A 20063-nucleotide genomic window follows, 5' to 3' on the forward strand; every position below is an offset into this window, starting at 1 on the left:
CTCCCCCTGCCGCGCCGCTGCCGCGCAAGCTGCCGTCGCCGGCCGCTGTCGCGCCCGTCGCAGCCGCCGCGACGCCCCCCACGTCCACTCCCGAGGAGGTGGCGAAGTGGGGACGCGTGTCGGAGGACGGCACCGTCGAGGTGCTCGAGGGCGAGACCTGGCGCGTCGTCGGTCAGTACCCCGACGGCACTCCTGAGGAGGCGCTGGCCTACTTCGTGCGCAAGTACGACGACATCGCCTTCAAGGTGCACGCGCTGGAGCAGCGCCACCAGGCCGGTGGCGCTTCGGCCGGCGATCTCGCGAAGCAGGCGGGCCACGTTCTGACCGAGGCGACGGATGCCGCGGCCGTCGGCGATCTCGCCGGACTCCGCGACCGCCTGAACGCCCTGACCGATTCCCTGTCCGAGGCCACCGCCGAAGAGGCGCGCCAGGCCAAGGAGCTGGTCGACAAGGCCGTCGCCGAGCGCACCGCCCTCGTCGAGCGCGCGGAGGCCATCGCCGCCCGCGACCTCTCGAAGGTGCAGTGGAAGCAGCTGACCGCCGAGCTCGGCGCGCTGTTCGACGAGTGGCAGGCCCACCAGCAGAACGGTCCTCGTCTGTCGAAGGGCGTCTCACAGCAGCTGTGGAAGCGATTCCGCGATGCGCGCGCCGTCGTCGACAAGCAGCGCCGAGCGTTCTACTCGGAGCTCGATGACGCGCACAAGGCGGCCCGCGATGCGAAGACCCGCCTCGTCGAGCGCGCCGAGGCCCTCGCTCCTCGCGGCACCGACGGCATCCCGTCGTACCGCAACCTCCTCGACGAGTGGAAGGCCGCCGGCCGCGCCGGTCGCAAGGCCGACGACGCGCTCTGGGCGCGCTTCAAGGCCGCAGGAGATGCGCTGTACTCGGCCCGTGCCGAGGAGGCCGCGGCGGAGGAAGCCGAGTCGGCTCCGAAGATCGAGGCCCGTCAGGCGCTCCTCGAAGACGCCAAGGCCGTCGCCGACGAGCCGAACATCAAGAGCGCCCGCGCACTGCTGACCCGCATCCAGCGTCAGTGGGACGAGGTCGGTCGCATCTTCCCCCGCGAGAAGGAGCGCGCTCTCGATGACCGCCTGCGCGTGATCGAACAGGCGCTCAAGGCCCGCGAAGAGGTCGACTGGAAGAAGAACAACCCCGAGACCAAGGCACGCGCGAACGACATGAGCTCGCAGCTGGTCGAGGCCATCGAGAAGCTCGAGGCCGAGCTCGCCGCGGCGGAGAAGGCCGGAGACAAGAAGGCGGCCAAGACCGCGGCTGACGCCCTCGAGGCTCGTCGCACCTGGCTGAACGCCCTCGGGGGCTGAGCCTCTCCACAGGTCTCCGCAGAGACGCCCGGACGCGGGATGCCGTACGCCACACTGGCGTGATGCATCCCGCGTTCGTGTATCTGCCCGGCGATCGTCTGACTCTGCCCGAGCTCAGCTCCGCGCGGCTCGACGGGCACGTGGTCGAGCTCGGCGAGGGGTACATCCCCGCCGATCTCGTCGAGGGGCCGGCGCTCAGGGCCCGCATGATCGCCGGACTGGTCCCGGCCGGCACTGCGGCCTCGGGACCGACAGCCGCGTGGATCCACGGGGCCGGCGACACGCCCCCGACACCCCACCACGTGCAGCGCACCGCGGAGAGGAGATTCAGACCGGACCCCGATCATCGGCTGATCTTCCACGACACGCGCGTCCCGGCATCCGATGTCCAGTTGCTCGGCGGAGTCCTCACGACCACTCCGGTGAGGACGATGGTCGATCTCGCGCTCACCACCACCCGTGACCCGCGGATGCTCGTCTGGATGCGCCTGCTCGCGGCCGAGAGCCCACCGCTCGTCGAGGAGGCCGAGCTCTCCCTGTCGGTGAGGACGCGCGTCCCCGGATCACGTGGCGCTCTCGCGACTCTCGAGAGGCTGAGGCTCAGGAGGAGGTGACGCGGTACACGTCGTACACCGCATCGATGCGCCGCACCGCGTTCAGGACGCGATCGAGGTGCACGGCATCGCCCATCTCGAAGACGAACCGGCTGAGCGCGAGGCGCTCGTCGGTGGTCGAGACCGTGGCGGAGAGGATGTTCACGTGGTGCTCGCTGAGCACGCGGGTGACGTCGGAGAGGAGTCCGGAGCGATCGAGCGCCTCGACCTGGATCTGCACACGGAACACGCTCTTGGTCGTGGGCGCCCAGGACACCTCGACGAAGCGGTCCTTGTCCTCCTCGCTGCTGAGGGCCTTCACGTTCACGCAGTCGGCCCGGTGGACAGAGACGCCGCTGCCACGGGTCACGAAGCCGACGATCTGATCGCCCGGCACCGGAGTGCAGCACTTTGCGAGCTTCACGAGGATGTCGGCGGCTCCGCGCACGAGCACGCCGGAGTCTCCGGCACGGGGCTCCCTGGTCGGGATGCTCCCGGGGAGGTCGATGGGACCCGTGGCCGGATCGTTGGCCGCCACCAGCGCGGTGACCTTCTCCAGCACGGACTGCGTGGAGACGTGCCCCTCGCCGACCGCGGCGTACAGTGCGGAGACGTCTTCGTAGCGAAGCTGGTGCGCGACCTCTGCGAAGGAGTCCTGGCTCATCAGGCGCTGCAGCGGGAGGTTCTGCCGGCGCATCGCCCGGGCGATGGCCTCCTTGCCCTGCTCGATCGCCTCCTCGCGACGCTCCTTCGTGAACCATCCACGGATCTTGTTGCGCGCCCGTGTGCTCTTGACGAAGCCCAGCCAGTCCTGGCTCGGACCCGCGTCGGGGTTCTTCGACGTGAAGACCTCGACGACGTCTCCGCTCTTGAGCTCGGACTCCAAGGGCACGAGGCGTCCGTTGACCTTGGCGCCCATCGTGCGGTGACCGATCTCGGTGTGCACGGCGTAGGCGAAGTCCACCGGAGACGCATCGGCCGGAAGGCCGATCACACGTCCCTTCGGCGTGAAGACGTAGACCTCCTTGGCTCCGATCTCGAAGCGCAGGGAGTCGAGGAACTCACCGGGGTCGGCCGTCTCCGCCTGCCAATCGGAGATGTGTGCGAGCCACGCCATGTCGGCATCGGCGGCGCGCACCTCGGCCTTGCCGCCGTTCATCCGCTCCTTGTACATCCAGTGGGCGGCGACGCCGTACTCCGCCTGCTGGTGCATCTCCTGCGTGCGGATCTGGATCTCGACCGTGCGACCGGCCGGACCGATCACCGTGGTGTGCAGCGACTGGTACAGGTTGAACTTCGGGGTGGCGATGTAGTCCTTGAACCGGCCGGGCAGCGGAGTCCACCGGGCGTGGATCGCGCCGAGGACCGCATAGCAGTCGCGCACGGAGGCGACGATCACACGGATGCCGATCAGGTCGTAGATGTCGTCGAACTCGCGGCCCCGCACGACCATCTTCTGATAGACGGAGTACAGCTGCTTGGGGCGTCCGACGACCTTGCCGCGGATGCGCAGGTCACGCAGATCCTCGTCGATCTCCTGGACGACCTGGTTCAGGTACTTCTCGCGCTGCGGCGTGCGCTGCGCGATGAGGCTGTGGATCTCGTTGTAGATCTTCGGGTGCAGCACCGCGAAGGACAGGTCCTCGAGCTCGGACTTGATCGCCTGGATGCCGAGTCGATTGGCCAGGGGCGCGTAGATCTCCAGCGTCTCCTTGGCCTTCTTCGCCGCCTTCTCGGGCGGCACGAAGCCCCAGGTGCGCGCGTTGTGCAGTCGGTCGGCGAGCTTGATCAGCAGCACGCGGATGTCCTTCGACATCGCCACGATCATCTTGCGGACGGTCTCTGCCTGGGCGCTCTCGCCGTACTTGACCTTGTCGAGCTTGGTGACGCCGTCGACGAGCATCGCGACCTCGTCGCCGAACTCGGCGGTGAGCTCGCTCAGCGCGTAGCCGGTGTCCTCCACGGTGTCGTGCAGGAGAGCCGCGGCGATCGCCCTGGGTCCGAGGCCCAGCTCGGCGAGGATCTGGGCGACCGCGAGCGGGTGGGTGATGTACGGCTCGCCGCTCTGACGCTTCTGGCCCTCGTGCTTCTCCTTGGCCACCGCGTAGGCGCGCTCGATCACGGCGAAATCACCACGAGGATGATTCGCTCGGACCGTGCGGATCAGGTTGTCGAGATCATTGATCCGGGGCGCGCGGGAGAAGATGCGGGGAACCAGGCGTCGCAGGCTCGAACCCTGCGACGACGTCTGCGGTTCCGCCATCCGCTCACCTCCCCAATCACTACATCTTACGCGGGTCCTGCGGGGCCGAGCCCCGCAGGACGAGCACGATCACGCGTCGACGGTCGCCTTGGCGCGAGCCTCGCGGATCTTCGCGTCACGCGCCATGAGCTGCGGCTCGTTCTCGCGGAACAGCGAGTAGAGCGGAGCGGCGACGAACAGCGTCGAGTACGTCGCGACCAGGATGCCGACGAAGATCGACAGCGAGATGTCGGTCAGCGTCTCCGCGCCGAGCCAGAAGGCGCCGATGAAGAGGATCGCCCCGACAGGCAGTGCGGCGACGACCGAGGTGTTGATCGAGCGCACCAGCGTCTGGTTGACGGCGAGGTTGACCGACTCCCCGAAGGTGCGTCCGGACTTCTCCCCGTCTTCCGTGGTGTTCTCCCGGACCTTGTCGAAGACGACGGTCGTGTCGTACAGCGAGTAGGCGAGGATCGTCAGGAAGCCGATGACGGCCGCCGGAGAGATCTCGAAGCCCGCGAGAGCGTACACGCCGATCGTGATGACGAGGACGTCGAGCAGGCCGATGATCGCCGCCGCGGACATCTTCCAGGTGCGGAAGTACAGGGCGAGGATGAGGAAGGTCAGCGCCAGGAAGATCGCGAGTCCCCACAGCGACTGCTTGGTGACGTTCTCACCCCACGCGGGGCCGATGAACGAGGACGTGACGCTCTTCAGGTCGACTCCGTAGGCATCGGCGAGAGCGGCGGAGACCTTCTGCGTCTCCTCGTCACTCATCTGATCGGTCTGGACGCGGATGTCCTTGCCGCTGACGACCACGACCTTCGTCGCAGCATCCGGAACCACCGAATGCACGGCCTTGGTCGCCGTGCTCTGATCGATGCTGTTCGGGGCGGTGACCGTGAACTGCGATCCGCCGGTGAACTCGATGGAGAACTGCACGGGACGGATGAACGGGACGAGGATCGACCCGACCACCAGCGCGATGGCGATGATGAACCACAGTCGACGCTTGGCGACGAACGGGAAAGAGGTCTTCCCCGAGTACAGGTTGTTGCCGAACTCACTCATGGAAGCCATCAGTTCGCCCCCTCATTTCCGCCGCTGCCGGCTCTGTCGCCGGCGAGTGCCTCTGCGCGCTTGCGCTCGGCGATCGTCTGCCTGCGGTCTGCTTCTCCGCGCGAGCGCGCGTTCTTCGCCCCGCGGCCGGCGGATGCCGTCGCGACCTCGCGGTACTGCGAGCGGCTGCGGTAGACCGCGCCGAGGGACTCCGGGTCGAGGCCCGAGAGCTTGTGTCCGCCGCCGAAGAAGCGGGTGCGCACGAGCAGCTGCATGACCGGGTGCGTGAAGATCACGAAGATGAACACGTCGATCAGGGTCGTGAGCCCGAGGGTGAACGCGAAGCCCTTCACCGTCGCGTCGGCCAGGATGTACAGCACGACGGCGGCGAGGATGTTGATCGACTTCGAGATGTAGATCGTGCGCTTCGCGCGGCCCCAGCCGTCTTCCACGGCTGCCGTGATCGACTTGCCGTCGCGCAGCTCGTCCCTTATTCGTTCGAAGTACACGATGAACGAGTCCGCGACGAATCCGATCGAGACGATCAGACCCGCGACGCCGGCGAGCGAGAGACGGAAGCCCATGCGCCACGCGAGGATGCAGATGATGATGTACGTCAGCACACCCATCACCGCGATCGAGGCGACGATGACGGCGCCGAGAGCGCGGTACACGATCAGCGAGTAGATCGCGACGAGCGCGAGGCCGATGAGACCGGCGATGAGGCCGATCTGCAGCTGCTGCGTACCGAGGGTCGCCGACACGGTTCCCGAGCTCTGCACCACGAAGCTGAGCGGCAGGGCGCCGAACTTGAGCTGGTCGGCGAGAGTGGTCGCGGACTCCTGGGTGAAGCTGCCCGAGATGCTCGGGCGGCCGTCGAGGATCTGCCCGTTCATCTGCGGCGCGCTGATCACGCTGCCGTCGAGCACGAACGCGAACTGGTCGCGCGGCGAGAGGTTGGCGAGCTTGTTCTGGTACAGACGCGTGCTGACCTTGCCGAAGGCGTCGGCCCCCTCAGACGTCATGGTCAGCTGCACGAGCCAGGCGCCCGACTTGGGGTCGCGGCCGGCCGTCGCATCGGTGATCGCGGTGCCGGTGAGCTCGGCCGGGCCCAGGAGGTACTTGGCGGTGCCGCTCGGGTCGCAGGCGATCAACGGCTGGTCCTGGGGAGCCCGCGAGGCGTCGGCCGGCGGGTTCGCGCAGTCGTAGGCGAGGAACTCGGCCTGCAGCTTGTCGGTGACCCACGCGAGGTCGCTCGAGTCCGTCGGCTTCACCGTCGGGGTGGCGTTCAGCGAGGGGTCCGGCGTCGGATACGGCGTGGTGTTGCCGTCCTCCCCGGTGAACGACGTCGCGGCGGCCGTCGTGTAGAGCACCGCGCGGAACTCCAGCTGAGCGCTCGACTTGATCCGCTCGCGCGTGGCCTCGTCGGCCACACCGGGGATCTGCACGACGATGTTCTGGCCGCCCTCGGTCGTGATGTCGGCCTCGCTCACACCGGAGGCGTCGACACGCTGCCGGATGATCGCGGCCGCCTGGTCCATCTGCTCCTGCGATGGCGCTGCGCCGTCTTCGGTCTGCGCCTGGAGGACGATCTGCGTGCCGCCCTGGAGGTCGAGGGCGAGTTCTGGGGTCCACGAGCTCTGCTTGAACACATACACGCCGAGCGCGTTGATGCCGAAGAGGACGCCTGTCACCAGGACGAGTCCGAGAAGGACCCTCCAGGCGTGACGGACCGGAGAGGAAGAAGCCACGTGATCAGCTTTCTGAGATGCCGGAGCGCCGGTGCGGCGCCATGGTCCTGAGGAGGATTACTTGTCGTCCGCGTCGCGCTCGAGACGCGCGCGCGTCTCCTCGGCCGTCTCGATGCCGGGAGCGGCGTCAGCGGCGGGCGTCTCGTCGACGGCATCCGTCACGTCGTCCGCGATGGCGTCCTTGGGCTCGACGACCCGCAGGATCGCCTGGCTGTGCACCTCGATGATCGTGCCGGGTGCGATCTCCACCAGAGCCGGCTCGTCCAGGTCGATCGGGTCGTAGGCCACGATCGTCCCGAAGATGCCGCCCTGGAGCAGGACCTTGGCGCCGGGGACGGTCTTCGTCGCCTTGGCCTCCTGGTCGGCCTTCATCTGCCTCTGACGCTTGCGGGTGTTCACGAACATGAAGATGATCAGCACCGCGAGGATCGGGAGCATGATGAGTGTGGGATCCATCGCGGATGCCTTTCAGTCGCGCACACGCCGACGACGGCGTGCACCAGGGGGGATCGGAAGGAAGTCTTCAGCGATTATAGGTGATCGAACAGTCCGTCTTCGGTGCGACGGGCGACGCCGAGGTGCGCGTAGGCCTCCGGCATGGCGATCCGACCCCGCGGAGTGCGACCGAGGAAGCCGATCCGCACGAGGTACGGCTCCACGACGCTCTCCACGGTCTCGGCCTCTTCGCCGACCGCGACGGCGAGCGTGCTGAGACCGACGGGGCCGCCTTTGAACCGGCGGACCAGCGCTTCCAGCACTGCCCTGTCGAGGCGGTCGAGGCCGATCGAGTCGACGTCGTAGAGCTCGAGGGCCGCGCGGACGCCGGACAGGGTCGCCTCTCCCCCGCCGTGCACGAGTGCGTAGTCGCGGACGCGCCGGAGGAGGCGGTTCGCGATGCGGGGGGTGCCACGGGAGCGCCGTGCGATCTCTGCGAGGGAGTCAGAGGGCAGATCGACTCCGAGTACGCGAGCGGATCGGTCGATCACGCGCTCCAGCTCGGACTCGTCGTAGAACTCGAGGTGGCCGGTGAAGCCGAAGCGATCCCGGAGCGGGTTCGGGAGCAGACCGGAGCGGGTCGTCGCGCCGACGAGGGTGAACGGGGCGAGCTCCAGGGGGATGCTCGTGGCCCCGGCGCCCTTGCCGACCATGATGTCGATGCGGAAGTCCTCCATCGCGAGGTACAGCATCTCCTCGGCCGAGCGCGCCATGCGGTGGATCTCGTCGATGAAGAGGACCTCGCCGGGGGTCAGGCTCGACAGCAGGGCGGCCAGGTCACCGGCGTGCTGGATCGCCGGGCCGCTGGAGAGCCGCAGCGGACGCCCGCTCTCGTGAGCGACGATCATGGCCAGAGTGGTCTTGCCGAGCCCTGGGGGGCCCGCGAGGAGGATGTGGTCGGCCGGGCGGCTCTGGATGCCGGCGGCGTCCAGCAGCAGCTGCAGCTGGCCGCGGACCTTCTGCTGACCGACGAAGTCGCTGAGACTGGTCGGTCGCAGCGCGCCCTCGATGGCGAGCTCTGTCTCGTCGACCGGCTCGGTCGCGTCGCGCGCGTCAGACACGCGCCGGCCCCAGCATCGCGAGGGTGCGGCGCAGGAGCGACGCGACGGACGAGCGCTCGGCCTCCGAAGCGTCGGCAGCCGTCTGGGTCGCCGCCTCGACGGCGACCTTCTCGGACCAGCCGAGCCCGATGAGAGCCGCCGCGACCTGATCGATCACGTCGACTCCCCCGGCGGCGGGCTTCCTGGCCGGGCTTCCGACGGGAGCCACCTTTCCGGCGAGCTGCACGACGATCAGCTTGGCGGTCTTCGGACCGATGCCGGAGACGCGACGGAACGGCGCGTCGTCCTCCGCGGTGACGGCCTCGGCGATCTGGTCGACCGTCAGGTGCGAGAGGACACCGAGCGCGGACTTCGGTCCGACACCGGTGACGCTGATGAGCAGGCCGAAGACCTCCAGTTCGCTGCGATCCGCGAACCCGTAGAGCGACAGGGCGTCCTCGCGGACGATGAGACTCGTGTGCAGCATCAGCCGCTCCCCGATCGCGGCGGTGTGCGCGACATCGGCGGGGACGGCGACGGAGAACCCGACTCCTCCGACTTCGATGACGACCTGGTCCGGCGTCGTGTGCAGGACGATGCCGTGCAGCGAGGAGATCATCTCACCAGTCTAGGCACCGGATCGTACATACGTTCGAGCGACACGCTCGGCATCCGCCCAGGCCTTCTGCGCGGGCGTCAGCACGTCCTGCCCCGGCGCTCCCGCAGCCCCTCGGCGCCACGCATGGCACAGCGCGATCGCGAGCGCGTCAGCGGCGTCGGCGGGCTGCGGCGGGGCGTCGAGACGGAGGATGCGGGCGATCATCGCCTGCACCTGCCTCTTGTCGGCGGAACCGTAGCCCGTGACCGCGGCCTTCACCTCGCTCGGCGTGTGGGTCGCCGCAGGAAGACCGGCCTCGGCCGCCAGCAGGAGCGCGACACCGCTCGCCTGCGCGGTGCCCATCACCGTGTGGCTGTTCTGCTGAGCGAACACGCGCTCGACGGCGACCGCGTCAGGGCGGTGCGCCGCGATCACCTCGCGGATGCCGGCGGCCACCGTCGCGAGACGTTCGCCGATCGGCGCGTCGACGGCGGAGCGGATCACGCCGACGTGCACGAGCGTCCCACGACGGGCGCGGTCGACGTCGACGACGCCGACACCGCACCGGGTCAGACCGGGGTCGATGCCGAGGACGCGCAACGTGGAGGAGGTCACCTCTCCAGGCTATGCGCGGTCAGCGGCGCCGGCTGCCCGGCGCGCCCGTCACTCGTCGTTCTCGAGCTCCGCCTGCACCTCGGCCGACAGGTCGAAGTTGCTGAACACGTTCTGCACGTCTTCGCTGTCCTCGAGGGCGTCGATCAGTCGGAAGATCTTGCGCGCCGTGTCGGCGTCGATCTCGACCTTGAGGTTCGGGACGAACTCGACGTCGGCCGACTCGTACTCGATGCCCGCGTCGACGAGGGCCGAGCGCACCGAGACCATGTCGGTCGGCTCGGTCACGATCTCGAAGCCCTCGGCGTGCGGCTCGATCTCCTCGGCACCCGCCTCGAGCGCCGCCATCATGACGTCGTCTTCGGTGGTGCACTCAGAGCTCACCACGATGACGCCCTTGCGGCTGAAGTTGTACGCCACGCTGCCGGGGTCGGCGAGGGTGCCGCCGTTGCGGCTGAGCGCGGTGCGCACCTCGGCCGCCGCGCGGTTCTTGTTATCGGTCAGACACTCGATCATGAGGGCGACGCCGTTGGGTCCGTAGCCTTCGTACATGATCGAGGTGTACTCGACGGCCTCGCCGCCGATACCGGCGCCGCGCTTGATGGCGCGGTCGATGTTGTCCTTCGGGACGGAGGTCTTCTTCGCCTTGAGGACGGCGTCGAACAGCGTCGGGTTGCCCTGCAGGTCGGCGCCGCCGAGCTTGGCCGCGACCTCGATGTTCTTGATGAGCTTCGCCCACGACTTCGCACGCCGCGAATCGATGATCGCCTTCTTGTGCTTGGTCGTGGCCCACTTGGAATGCCCGGACATAAGTCTCCCGCTCGTCGAATCCGCCCGGGCGCCTGGCCCAGGGCATCGTCCAGTCTAACGAATCACGCCGCGCGCGCCGCGACCCGATCGAGGAAGCGCGCGTGGAAGCGGCTCTCCCCCGTGATCTCCGGGTGGAAGCTGAGCCCGAGGAGACCGCCCTGCTCGACGGCGACGACGCGGCCGTCCGGCAGTGCGGCGAGGACGGATGCCGCCTCTCCGACGCTCTCGACCACCGGTCCGCGGATGAACGCCGCCTTCACGGACCCCGTGCCGAGCTCGGGCACGTCGAGCTCCGCCTCGAAGGACTCGACCTGGCGGCCGAAGGCGTTGCGTCGGACGACGACGTCGAGCCCGCCGAACGACTCCTGTCCGTCGATCGCGTCGACCACGGCATCCGCCAGCATGATGAGACCGGCGCAGGTGCCGAGCACCGGCATCCCCGCGGCGATCGCCTCGCGGATGGGCTCCCGCAGACCGAAGATCCGGGAGAGCTTGTCGATCACGCTCGACTCGCCGCCGGGGATCACGAGCCCCGATACCGTCGCGAGCTCCTCCGGACGGCGCACGAGCACGACCTCGGCGCCGAGACCGGCGAGCAGGGCGGCGTGCTCGCGCACGTCGCCCTGCAGCGCGAGCACGCCGACCTTCGGGCTACCAGCCACGCTCGGCGAGGCGGTGCGGTGCGGGGAGGTCGGAGACGTTGATGCCGACCATGGCTTCGCCGAGTCCGCGGGACACCTCGGCGATGACCTTCGGGTCGTCGAAGAACGTCGTGGCCTTCACGATGGCCTTCGCGCGCTCTGCGGGGTTGCCCGACTTGAAGATGCCGGACCCGACGAAGACGCCGTCGGCACCGAGCTGCATCATCATGGCGGCATCCGCGGGGGTGGCCACGCCGCCCGCCACGAACAGCACGACGGGGAGCTTGCCGGTCTCGGCGATCTCGGCGACCAGCTCGTACGGCGCCTGCAGCTCCTTGGCTGCGACGAACAGCTCGTCCTTCGGGAGCGCGGTGAGCGCGGCGATCTCGCCGCGGATCTTGCGGATGTGCTTCATCGCCTCGGAGACGTCTCCGGTGCCCGCCTCACCCTTGGAGCGGATCATCGCCGCGCCCTCGTTGATGCGGCGCAGTGCCTCGCCGAGGTTGGTGGCGCCGCACACGAAGGGCACCGTGAAGCCGTACTTGTCGATGTGGTTGACGTAGTCGGCGGGCGAGAGCACCTCGGACTCGTCAATGTAGTCGACACCGAGCTCCTGCAGCACCTGGGCCTCGACGAAGTGGCCGATGCGCGCCTTCGCCATCACGGGGATCGAGACCGCGTCGATGATGCTGTCGATCATGTCGGGGTCGCTCATGCGCGACACGCCGCCCTGGGCGCGGATGTCGGCGGGAACGCGCTCGAGGGCCATCACGGCGACGGCGCCGGCGTCTTCGGCGATCTTCGCCTGCTCGGCGGTGACGACGTCCATGATGACGCCGCCCTTGAGCATCTCGGCGAGCCCGCGCTTGACGCGCGAGGATCCGGTGGTGGTCTGTTCGGTCATGAGGGGCTCCTGTCAGGATGAACCAAAGCTCGTTTTGATCTATGTCAAAAGATAGCACTGTCCGGAACGACCTAGAATCGGTCACGAGGACTCATGACGGACATCACAGGGAGCACAGCGGCGGAGATCGCCGACAGCGTGCGCGGGCTGCGCGACCGCGGCCTGCTGCGTGCGGGCAGCGTCCTGCCTCCGGTGCGTGAGCTCGCCTCGACCCTCGGCGTCAATCGCAACACGGCGGTCGCCGCGTATCGTCAGCTGGCCCAGGCGGGACTCGTCGTGTCGCGTGGCCGCGCAGGGACCGTCGTCGCGGGACACGAGTCCGTCGCCCAGGAGGGATACGCCGCCGACACGGTGCTCCGCGATGTCGGAACCGGAAACCCGGATCCTCGGCTGATCCCGGACCCATCCCCCGCACTCGCCACCCTCGCCGGCCGCCCGGTGCTCTACGGAGAGCCCGTGATCGACCGCGGGCTCGACGAGTGGGCGCACGACTGGGTCGCCGCAGACCTCGGCGACGCCGACTTCCGCATCACGATCACCAGCGGTGCGGTGGATGCCGTGGAGCGACTGCTCGCGCAGGCTCTCATGCGCGACGACGCCGTCGCGCTCGAGGATCCGTGCTTCCTGGCCAGCATCCACACCGTCCGGCTCGGCGGATACCGTGCCGTCCCCGTGCCCGTCGACGAAGAGGGCATGACGGTCGACGGTCTGCGGGCCGCACTCGACGCCGGCGTCCGCGCGGTGATCTGCACACCCCGCGCGCAGAACCCCACCGGGGCCAGCCTCAGCGCCCGCCGGGCGGCGGAGCTGCGCACCGTGCTCGCCGCGCACCCGTACGTGCTGATCATCGAGGACGATCACTTCTCGATGCTGTCGCGCCGCCCCTACGAGACCCTGATCGGCCCCGCGCATCGACGGTTCGCGCTTGTGCGCTCGGTCTCGAAGTTCCTGGGTCCCGACATGTGCCTGGCCGTGGCGGCGACCGATCCCGAGACCGCAGAGCGTCTCGCGATGCGGCTGAGCCCCGGCACCACCTGGGTGAGCCACCTGCTGCAGCGCCTGACGCTCGCGCAGCTGACCGACGAGACCGTGGCAGCGCGGATCGCGGCGGCATCCGAGCACTACGCGGCCAAGAACGACGACTTCGCGACGCGCCTGCGAGAGCACGGCATCGAGGCCGCTGCATCGGACGGACTGAGCCTGTGGGTCGCCCTGCCGATCGCCGCGCGCACGGTCGCCGAGCGCCTCATGCGGCGCGGCTGGCTGGCCCGCACAGGTGACGACTTCGCTCTCGACGACAGGGCAGAGCCGTCGCGCCACCTGCGCCTCACTGTCCACGATCTCTCCGACGACGATGCGGCGACGCTCGTCACCGACCTCGTCGCGGCAGTGCGATGATCCACCCCCGCGGTCTCCGGCCCGCTCTGAACGAAAGGATCGGAGAATGAAGGTCCTCTCCATCCAGTCCGCCGTCGCATACGGCCACGTCGGCAACTCGGCGGCGGTCTTCCCGCTGCAGCGCATCGGCGTCGAGGTGCTCCCGGTCTACACGGTGAACTTCTCCAACCACACCGGCTACGGCGCCTGGCGCGGCCCGCTCATCGCGCCGGCCGACGTCGCCGAGGTCATCACCGGCATCGAGGAGCGCGGCGTCTTCGGCGAGATCGACGCGGTGCTCAGCGGCTACCAGGGCGGAGAGGGCATCGGCGACGTCATCATCGACGCCGTGGCCCGAGTCAAGGCCGCCAACCCGGAGGCCGTCTACGCGTGCGATCCGGTCATGGGGAACGCCAAGTCCGGTTGCTTCGTCGCTCCCGCGATTCCGATCCTGCTCCGCGAGAAGGTCGTCCCCGTGGCCGACATCATCACGCCGAACCAGTTCGAGCTGGGCTTCCTCACCGAGACCGAGCCCGACACGCTGGAATCGACCCTCGCCTCCGTCGACCTCGCGATGGCCATGGGCCCCTCGACCGTGCTGGTCACCAGCGTCGAGCGTCCCGACCGCGAAGAGGGCACGATCGAGATGCTCGTCGCCGACGCGACCGGTGCGTGGATCGTCCAGACCCCGCGCCTTCCGATGAAGGCCAACGGCTCCGGCGACGTCACCGCCGCACTGTTCACCGCCCACTACGTGCAGACCGGCAGCGCACAGACGGCGCTGGAGCGCACGGCGTCGAGCGTGTTCGACCTGCTGTCGTTGACCCTCGAGTCGGGCGAACGCGAGCTGCAGCTCATCGAGGCGCAGGAGTTCTACGCGAACCCGCGACTCCAGTTCACCGCACGCCAGGTGCGCTGAGGCGCGGACGCTACCTCGCTTCGTCTCGCTGCGCTCGCTCGCTCAGCGACCGGACTCCCGCATCCGGCCGTTGAGCGAGGAGCGCAGCGACGAGACGTGTGAGGCTCAGGCGGAGGGCCAGGCGTTCGCGACGGCCTCGCGCACCTCGCCGAGCAGCTGCGGCAGCGCCTTCGTCTTGGCGATGATCGGGAAGAAGTTGGCGTCCGACGTCCATCGCGGCACCACGTGCTGGTGCAGATGGGCGTCGACGCCGGCCCCGGCGACGGCGCCCTGGTTCATGCCCAGATTGAAGCCGTCGCAGCGTGACACCTCGCGCAGCACGCGCATCGCGGTCTGGGTGAGGGCGCCGATCTCGGCGACCTCCTCCGGCGTCGCCTGATCGTAGGTCGCGATGTGCCGGTACGGGCACACGAGCATGTGGCCGGAGTTGTACGGGAACAGGTTCAGCAGCACATAGGCGGTCTCGCCCCGTGCCACGATCAGCCTCTCCGCGTCCGGGTGCTTCGGCGCCTCGCAGAACGGGCACTCCTCGCGCAGCGGCTCCGGGCCCGCCTGGATGTACGCCATCCGGTGCGGGGTCCACAGCCTCTGGAACTCGTCGGGGACGCCGGCCAGATGACCGGCGTCCTCCAACGACTCAGAACCCGAGGTCACGCCAGGTCCCCTGCTTTCAGCACCAGCGCGTGCGAAGCGATCGCCGCGGTGATCCGGCGCACGGCATCCGCCACCGGCACGCCGTTCTCCTGCGTGCCGTCGCGGAAGCGGAACGAGACCGTACCAGCGCCCCTGTCCTGCTCGCCGACGATGAGGATCACGGGGACCTTCGCCGTCGTGTGGTTGCGGATCTTCTTCTGCATGCGGTCGTCGGAGTGGTCGACATCTGCGCGCACTCCCGCCGCGCGCAGCTGGCCGATCACGTCGTCGAGGTAGTCGCCGTACTGCTCGGCCACCGGGACGCCGACGACCTGGCTCGGCGCCAGCCACAGCGGGAAGTCTCCTGCGTAGTGCTCGAGAAGGATCGCGAAGAAGCGCTCGACCGAACCCAGCAGGGCGCGGTGGATCATCACCGGACGATGCTTCTGCCCGTCGGATCCGGTGTACTCGAGCTCGAAGCGATCGGGCTGGTTGAAGTCCAGCTGGATCGTCGACATCTGCCAGGTGCGGCCGATCGCGTCGCGCGCCTGCACCGAGATCTTGGGACCGTAGAAGGCCGCGCCACCGGGATCGGCGACGAGCTCGAGGCCGGATGCGACGGCGACCTCGCGCAGGGTCTCGATGGCCGTGGCCCACTGCTCGGGCTCTCCGAGGAACTTCGGGTTCCCCTCCTCGTTCGTAGACAGCTCGAGGTAGAAGTCGTTGAGCCCGTAGTCGCGCAGGAGGTCCAGGACGAGGTTCAGGTTGGTGGTGAGCTCCTCCTTGACCTGATCCTGGGCCACGTAGATGTGCGCGTCATCCTGCGTCAGCCCTCGGACGCGGGTCAGGCCGGACAGCGTGCCGCTCTTCTCGTATCGGTAGACGGTGCCGAACTCCGCGAGCCGTAGAGGCAGCTCGCGGTACGAGCGTCCACGCGAACGGAAGACGAGGTTGTGGAACGGGCAGTTCATCGGCTTCAGGTAGTAGTCCTGCCCCTGCCGTGTGATGTTCCCCTCCTCGTCGACGATCTCGTCGAGGTGCATCGGAGGGAACATGCCGTCGGCGTACGTCTGCAGGTGACCCGACGTCATGAAGAGATCCTTCTTCGTGATGTGCGGGCTGTTCACGAGGTCGTACCCGTTGCGCAGCAGGTGACGGCGCAGGTTCTCCTCGATCTCGTAGCGGATGATGCCGCCCTTCGGGTGGAACACCGCGAGACCGGAGCCGATCTCGTCGGGGAAGGAGAACAGGTCCATCTCCGCGCCGAGCTTGCGGTGGTCCCGACGCTCGGCCTCGGCGAGGCGCTCCTGATACGCGCGCAGCTCGTCCTTGGACGGCCAGGCCGTGCCGTAGATGCGCTGCAGCTGCGGGTTCTTCTCGCTGCCGCGCCAGTACGCCGCGGCGATGCGGGTGAGGTCCCAGCCGTTGCCGATCATCCGCGTGTTGGGCAGGTGCGGCCCGCGGCAGAGGTCCTTCCAGACGACCTCGCCGTCTCGGGTCGTGTTGTCGTAGATCGTGAGCTCGCCCTCGCCGACCTCGACGGACGCGCCCTCGGCCGCGTCGGCGTTCGAGCCCTTGAGACCGATGAGCTCGAGCTTGAACGGCTCATCGGCGAGTTCGGCGCGCGCCTCATCGTCGGTGACGACGCGGCGCACGAAGCGCTGGCCCTCGCGGACGATGCGCTGCATCTCCTTGGTGATGGCCTTGATGTCTTCGGGGGTGAAGGGCGTGTCCACGCCGAAGTCGTAGTAGAACCCGTCGGTGATGGGCGGGCCGATGCCGAGGTTCGCCTGCGGATTGATGCGCTGCACCGCCTGGGCGAGCACGTGAGCGGCCGAGTGACGCAGGATGTTCAGCCCGTCGGGGCTGTCGATGGTGACGGGCTCGACCTCGTCGGCGTCGGTCACGGTGGCGGCGAGGTCCTTGAGGACGCCGCCGACGCGCATCGCGACGACGGATCGGTCAGAGAACAGGGCGAAGCCGTCTTTCGGCTGGGCGTTTTCAGGCACTGAGCACTCCATCTGGGTCAGGAATCCAGGCTACCCGCACGACCGGGTGCTTCAGACCGCTCTCGCCCTCGGAATCGGGCGAACCGTGGGAGCTCCGCGGTGAAGAGCACGCAGAGGGGACAATGAGATATGCCCTCTCCCACGATCGTCTGGCTGCGCGATGATCTCCGAATCGCGGACAACCCGGCTCTGCTCGCGGCCTCGCGCCGTGGTGAGCCGACCATCGCCCTGTACGTGCTCGATGAGGAGTCTCCCGGTGTCCGGGCTCTGGGAGGGGCTGCTCGCTGGTGGCTGCACCATTCGCTGTCGTCATTGGCGGAGCGGCTCGGGGAGAAGGGCGTGCCCCTGGTGCTGAGGCGAGGCCCCGCGTCACGGGTCGTCGAGGATGTGGTCCGGGAGAGCTCCGCCAGCGCCGTGTACTGGAACCGGCGCTACGGGGCGGCCGAGCGCGAGATCGACGCCGCCCTGAAGTCCTCCCTGCGCGAGGCCGGTCTTCTGGTCGAGTCCTTCTCGGCGTCGCTTCTGCACGAGCCGTGGATGGTCAGGACGGGCGGGGGCACCCATTTCTCCGTCTTCACTCCGTTCTGGCGCGCCTGCCAGGCGCTTCCGGCGCCCCGGCGTCCGCTGCCGGAACCTGACGACTTCGTCGGCATCCCGCCCGCTCTCGAATCCGACGACATCGCCGGGTGGGCTCTGCGCCCGTCGTCCCCTGATTGGGCCGGAGGTCTGCGAGAGACGTGGACACCCGGCGAGCCCGCAGCGATCGACCGCCTTGCTCAGTTCCTCACGGAAGACGTCGACGACTACGAACGAACGCGTGATGAGCCCGCGGCGGGAATGACCTCGCTGCTCTCTCCTCGACTGCGCTGGGGAGAGCTGAGCCCGTTCACCGTGTGGCACAGCGCCGCGGGCGCACCGGGGACAGGGAAGTTCCTCGCCGAGCTCGGATGGCGGGAGTTCGCCTGGCACACCCTCTTCCACTTCCCCGATCTGGCGACCCGCAACCTGCGCCCGTCCTTCGACGCCTTCCCCTGGCCGCCGGTCGACGTCGAACAGCTCACCGCGTGGCAGCAGGGACGCACCGGCGTGCCGCTGGTGGATGCCGGGATGCGGGAGCTCTGGAGCACCGGATTCATGCACAACCGCGTCAGGATGGTGGCCGCGTCGTTCCTGGTGAAGAATCTGCTGATCGATTGGCGGCTCGGCGAGGAGTGGTTCTGGGACACGCTCGTCGACGCGGACGAGGCGAGCAACCCCTTCAACTGGCAGTGGGTGGCCGGGTCCGGCGCCGATGCCGCGCCCTACTTCCGGGTCTTCAACCCTGAGCTTCAGGCGAAGAAGTTCGATCCGCAGTCCCGCTATGTCGAACGATGGGCCGGGGATTCCCTCCTCACGGCGCCGATCGTCGACCTGGGCACCACGAGGAAAGCGGCTCTCGCGGCCTATGAGCGGATGAAACGAACCTCCGCGGATCTCCCCTGACTCACAGCGCCGCCGACTCGTTCGCACCGCCAGTCGTCGGAGCGAACACGATGATCGCCGCCCCGACCAGTGCGACGGCCGAACCCACCCAGTCCCATGTCGTGGGCCGGAATCCGTCGACGATGATGCCCCACGCCAGGGAGCCGGCGATGAACACACCGCCGTAGCACGCGAGCACTCGCCCGAAGTTCGCATCGGGTTGCAGCGCGGCGATGAATCCGTACGCTCCGAGAGCCATCACTCCGAACACGGCGAACAGCCACCCGCGGTCCTCCTTCACGGTCTGCCAGATCAGCCAGGCACCGCCGATCTCCGCGACGGCCGCGAGCAGGAACAGGATGCTGATGCGCAGAACGGTCATGCGTTCAGTGTTCCAGGGTTCCCGTGATCACCGTCCTGATCGATACGGTGATCACGGGGAGCCGATCGCATCCCCGTCTCCCCCACTGCACCCGATAGGCCACGCCATGCGCTCTGTCCGCTCCCGCCCCGCCGCCGTCATCGGCCTTCTCGCTCTCTCGATCGTCGCGCTGCCGACCGCCGCGGTCGCCGCGGTCGCTCCCTCCGACGACGTGACTCCGGTCGTGGCCGTGTCGCTGGAGCCGTACTTCCCCGGCGAGCCGTCCTGGCCGTCCACCGCGTACCCGACCTGGGCGCTGCGCATCGATCTCTCCGACGCCGACCCCGTGCCAGGCGAGGCCACGAACATCGACCTCTCCGCGAATCTCACTGCGGCGGCCGCCCCCGGGACGCTGCGCGATGAGGACGGGGTGGAGCTCGCGACCTTCGCCGTGTCACCCGACGGACACCGCATCACCGTCACGTACTCCGCCGCAGCCGCTGCGGTCGTCGATCTGCAGGCCGAGCTCGCGATCTTCGTCAGCGCCGACTCCGTCGGCCCGGGGAACGACACGCTCACGGCTCAGGCCGCGGCCGACGGCACCGTGTTCCCGCTCAGCGCCTCGTACACGGGACTCGCCTGGAACCCCGCCGGCACCGTGGGGACGTGGGTCCCGAGCCCGACCGGCTCCCTGCGCTTCCTCGCGCGCTCCGTCGTCGAGGCCGTCCCCGAGTTCGCCGAAGACGGCGGCCAGTGGATCGGAGTGGGCGGCGCGAACGACTGGACCGGAAGACTCGCCCCTGTCAGCGGGTCCACCCGGGTGTTCGGGCTGGACGAGCTCCCCGCCACTCTGGACGGGTTCACGGATCCGGCATCCCTGTGGCAGGACGGCGTCGACTACACGGTGGACGAGCAGGAGACGCACGATGGCGAGCCGGTGTTCGGCGTCACGGTCACCGGTTCGCCGACCGGATACATCGTCGTCGAGCAGGCGTACGACCTCGTCTCGGCGGGCCCCTCGCTGTTCGACGCTCCCAACACCGCCCTCCCGCTTCAGGGACGGAAGGTGTTCGGCGCCGGCACCCGTATCGTGACCGGATCGGTCGGCGGGCACCAGGGCGGGGGGAACGGAGTGGGAGGGCTGTCCACTCTCGCCTTCTTCGCCGGCTCGGGCGGCCCGGCGCCTCCGTAGCGTGTCTTCCATGCGCTCCCGTCTGCTGTCCTCCACCGTCATCC

At 68.7% G+C, this 20063-nt stretch carries 19 protein-coding genes; 6 read left to right on the forward strand and 13 right to left on the reverse strand.

The features are described from left to right. Positions 1 to 1322, forward strand: a 1322-nt coding sequence (locus tag CQ047_RS17890) for a DUF349 domain-containing protein (protein WP_308737051.1), incomplete at its 5' end; no start/stop codon positions are given. A gap of 62 nt (positions 1323 to 1384) precedes the next feature. Then, positions 1385 to 1936, forward strand: coding sequence for a hypothetical protein (locus CQ047_RS17895; protein ID WP_105677354.1), 552 nt, complete (start codon positions 1385 to 1387; stop codon positions 1934 to 1936). Here the strand turns inward: CQ047_RS17895 and CQ047_RS17900 are convergent. The 10 genes from CQ047_RS17900 to pdxS all read right to left on the reverse strand — a co-directional run bounded on the left by CQ047_RS17900 (position 1923) and on the right by pdxS (position 12067). Then, on the reverse strand, positions 1923 to 4178 hold the full coding sequence (locus tag CQ047_RS17900) for a bifunctional (p)ppGpp synthetase/guanosine-3',5'-bis(diphosphate) 3'-pyrophosphohydrolase (RefSeq protein ID WP_105677356.1): 2256 nt from the start codon (positions 4176 to 4178) through the stop codon (positions 1923 to 1925). The genes CQ047_RS17895 and CQ047_RS17900 overlap by 14 nt on opposite strands. A gap of 69 nt (positions 4179 to 4247) precedes the next feature. Further along, positions 4248 to 5237, reverse strand: a complete 990-nt coding sequence (gene secF / locus CQ047_RS17905) for a protein translocase subunit SecF (protein WP_105677357.1) — start codon at positions 5235 to 5237, stop codon at positions 4248 to 4250. Further along, on the reverse strand, positions 5237 to 6967 hold the full coding sequence (gene secD / locus CQ047_RS17910) for a protein translocase subunit SecD (protein WP_105677358.1): 1731 nt from the start codon (positions 6965 to 6967) through the stop codon (positions 5237 to 5239). Before secD ends, secF begins: the two co-directional genes overlap by 1 nt. Positions 6968 to 7024: 57 nt before the next feature. Beyond that, the gene (yajC, locus tag CQ047_RS17915; RefSeq protein ID WP_105677360.1) at positions 7025 to 7423 is read right to left on the reverse strand and encodes a preprotein translocase subunit YajC; all 399 of its coding nucleotides are present in this window, start codon (positions 7421 to 7423) and stop codon (positions 7025 to 7027) included. A 74-nt stretch (positions 7424 to 7497) separates the two neighbouring features. Then, on the reverse strand, positions 7498 to 8523 hold the full coding sequence (gene ruvB, locus CQ047_RS17920; RefSeq protein WP_105677361.1) for a Holliday junction branch migration DNA helicase RuvB: 1026 nt from the start codon (positions 8521 to 8523) through the stop codon (positions 7498 to 7500). Then, positions 8516 to 9121, reverse strand: a complete 606-nt coding sequence (gene ruvA / locus CQ047_RS17925; RefSeq protein WP_105677362.1) for a Holliday junction branch migration protein RuvA — start codon at positions 9119 to 9121, stop codon at positions 8516 to 8518. The genes ruvB and ruvA overlap by 8 nt, the downstream gene beginning before the upstream one ends. A gap of 9 nt (positions 9122 to 9130) precedes the next feature. After that, on the reverse strand, positions 9131 to 9715 hold the full coding sequence (ruvC, locus tag CQ047_RS17930) for a crossover junction endodeoxyribonuclease RuvC (protein ID WP_105677363.1): 585 nt from the start codon (positions 9713 to 9715) through the stop codon (positions 9131 to 9133). 48 nt (positions 9716 to 9763) lie between these two features. Further along, the gene (locus CQ047_RS17935; protein WP_105677365.1) at positions 9764 to 10522 is read right to left on the reverse strand and encodes a YebC/PmpR family DNA-binding transcriptional regulator; all 759 of its coding nucleotides are present in this window, start codon (positions 10520 to 10522) and stop codon (positions 9764 to 9766) included. Between the two features lie 62 nt (positions 10523 to 10584). Next, complete coding sequence (pdxT, locus tag CQ047_RS17940; protein ID WP_105677366.1) at positions 10585 to 11184, reverse strand: pyridoxal 5'-phosphate synthase glutaminase subunit PdxT; 600 nt, start codon at positions 11182 to 11184, stop codon at positions 10585 to 10587. Beyond that, positions 11174 to 12067, reverse strand: a complete 894-nt coding sequence (pdxS, locus tag CQ047_RS17945) for a pyridoxal 5'-phosphate synthase lyase subunit PdxS (protein WP_105677367.1) — start codon at positions 12065 to 12067, stop codon at positions 11174 to 11176. The genes pdxT and pdxS overlap by 11 nt, the downstream gene beginning before the upstream one ends. A 93-nt stretch (positions 12068 to 12160) precedes the next feature. Here pdxS and CQ047_RS17950 point away from each other — a divergent pair, with 93 nt between their 5' ends. Further along, positions 12161 to 13465 carry an aminotransferase class I/II-fold pyridoxal phosphate-dependent enzyme gene (locus CQ047_RS17950; protein ID WP_105677368.1) on the forward strand — a complete coding sequence of 435 codons (1305 nt, stop codon included), beginning with the start codon at positions 12161 to 12163 and terminating at the stop codon, positions 13463 to 13465. Between the two features lie 46 nt (positions 13466 to 13511). Then, complete coding sequence (gene pdxY / locus CQ047_RS17955) at positions 13512 to 14363, forward strand: pyridoxal kinase PdxY (RefSeq protein WP_105677370.1); 852 nt, start codon at positions 13512 to 13514, stop codon at positions 14361 to 14363. Between the two features lie 105 nt (positions 14364 to 14468). Here pdxY and CQ047_RS17960 read toward each other — a convergent pair whose 3' ends face one another. Next, positions 14469 to 15017, reverse strand: coding sequence for an HIT domain-containing protein (locus tag CQ047_RS17960; RefSeq protein WP_105677371.1), 549 nt, complete (start codon positions 15015 to 15017; stop codon positions 14469 to 14471). Further along, a complete protein-coding gene (thrS, locus tag CQ047_RS17965) occupies positions 15014 to 16942 on the reverse strand; it encodes a threonine--tRNA ligase (RefSeq protein ID WP_258132737.1) in 1929 nt (642 codons plus the stop codon). The genes CQ047_RS17960 and thrS overlap by 4 nt, the downstream gene beginning before the upstream one ends. A 192-nt stretch (positions 16943 to 17134) precedes the next feature. Between thrS and CQ047_RS17970 the strand changes: the two genes are divergently transcribed. Then, a complete protein-coding gene (locus CQ047_RS17970) occupies positions 17135 to 18487 on the forward strand; it encodes a deoxyribodipyrimidine photo-lyase (protein WP_105677373.1) in 1353 nt (450 codons plus the stop codon). A 1-nt stretch (position 18488) separates the two neighbouring features. Here CQ047_RS17970 and CQ047_RS17975 read toward each other — a convergent pair whose 3' ends face one another. After that, the gene (locus CQ047_RS17975; RefSeq protein ID WP_105677375.1) at positions 18489 to 18848 is read right to left on the reverse strand and encodes a YnfA family protein; all 360 of its coding nucleotides are present in this window, start codon (positions 18846 to 18848) and stop codon (positions 18489 to 18491) included. A 106-nt stretch (positions 18849 to 18954) separates the two neighbouring features. Here CQ047_RS17975 and CQ047_RS17980 point away from each other — a divergent pair, with 106 nt between their 5' ends. After that, positions 18955 to 20019: a hypothetical protein gene (locus CQ047_RS17980; protein WP_105677376.1), complete on the forward strand. Its 1065-nt coding sequence runs from the start codon at positions 18955 to 18957 to the stop codon at positions 20017 to 20019. Positions 20020 to 20063 lie beyond the last annotated feature (44 nt).

Source organism: Microbacterium sp. MYb72, assembly GCF_002979415.1.
GTDB classification, from domain to species: Bacteria; Actinomycetota; Actinomycetes; order Actinomycetales; family Microbacteriaceae; genus Microbacterium; species Microbacterium natoriense.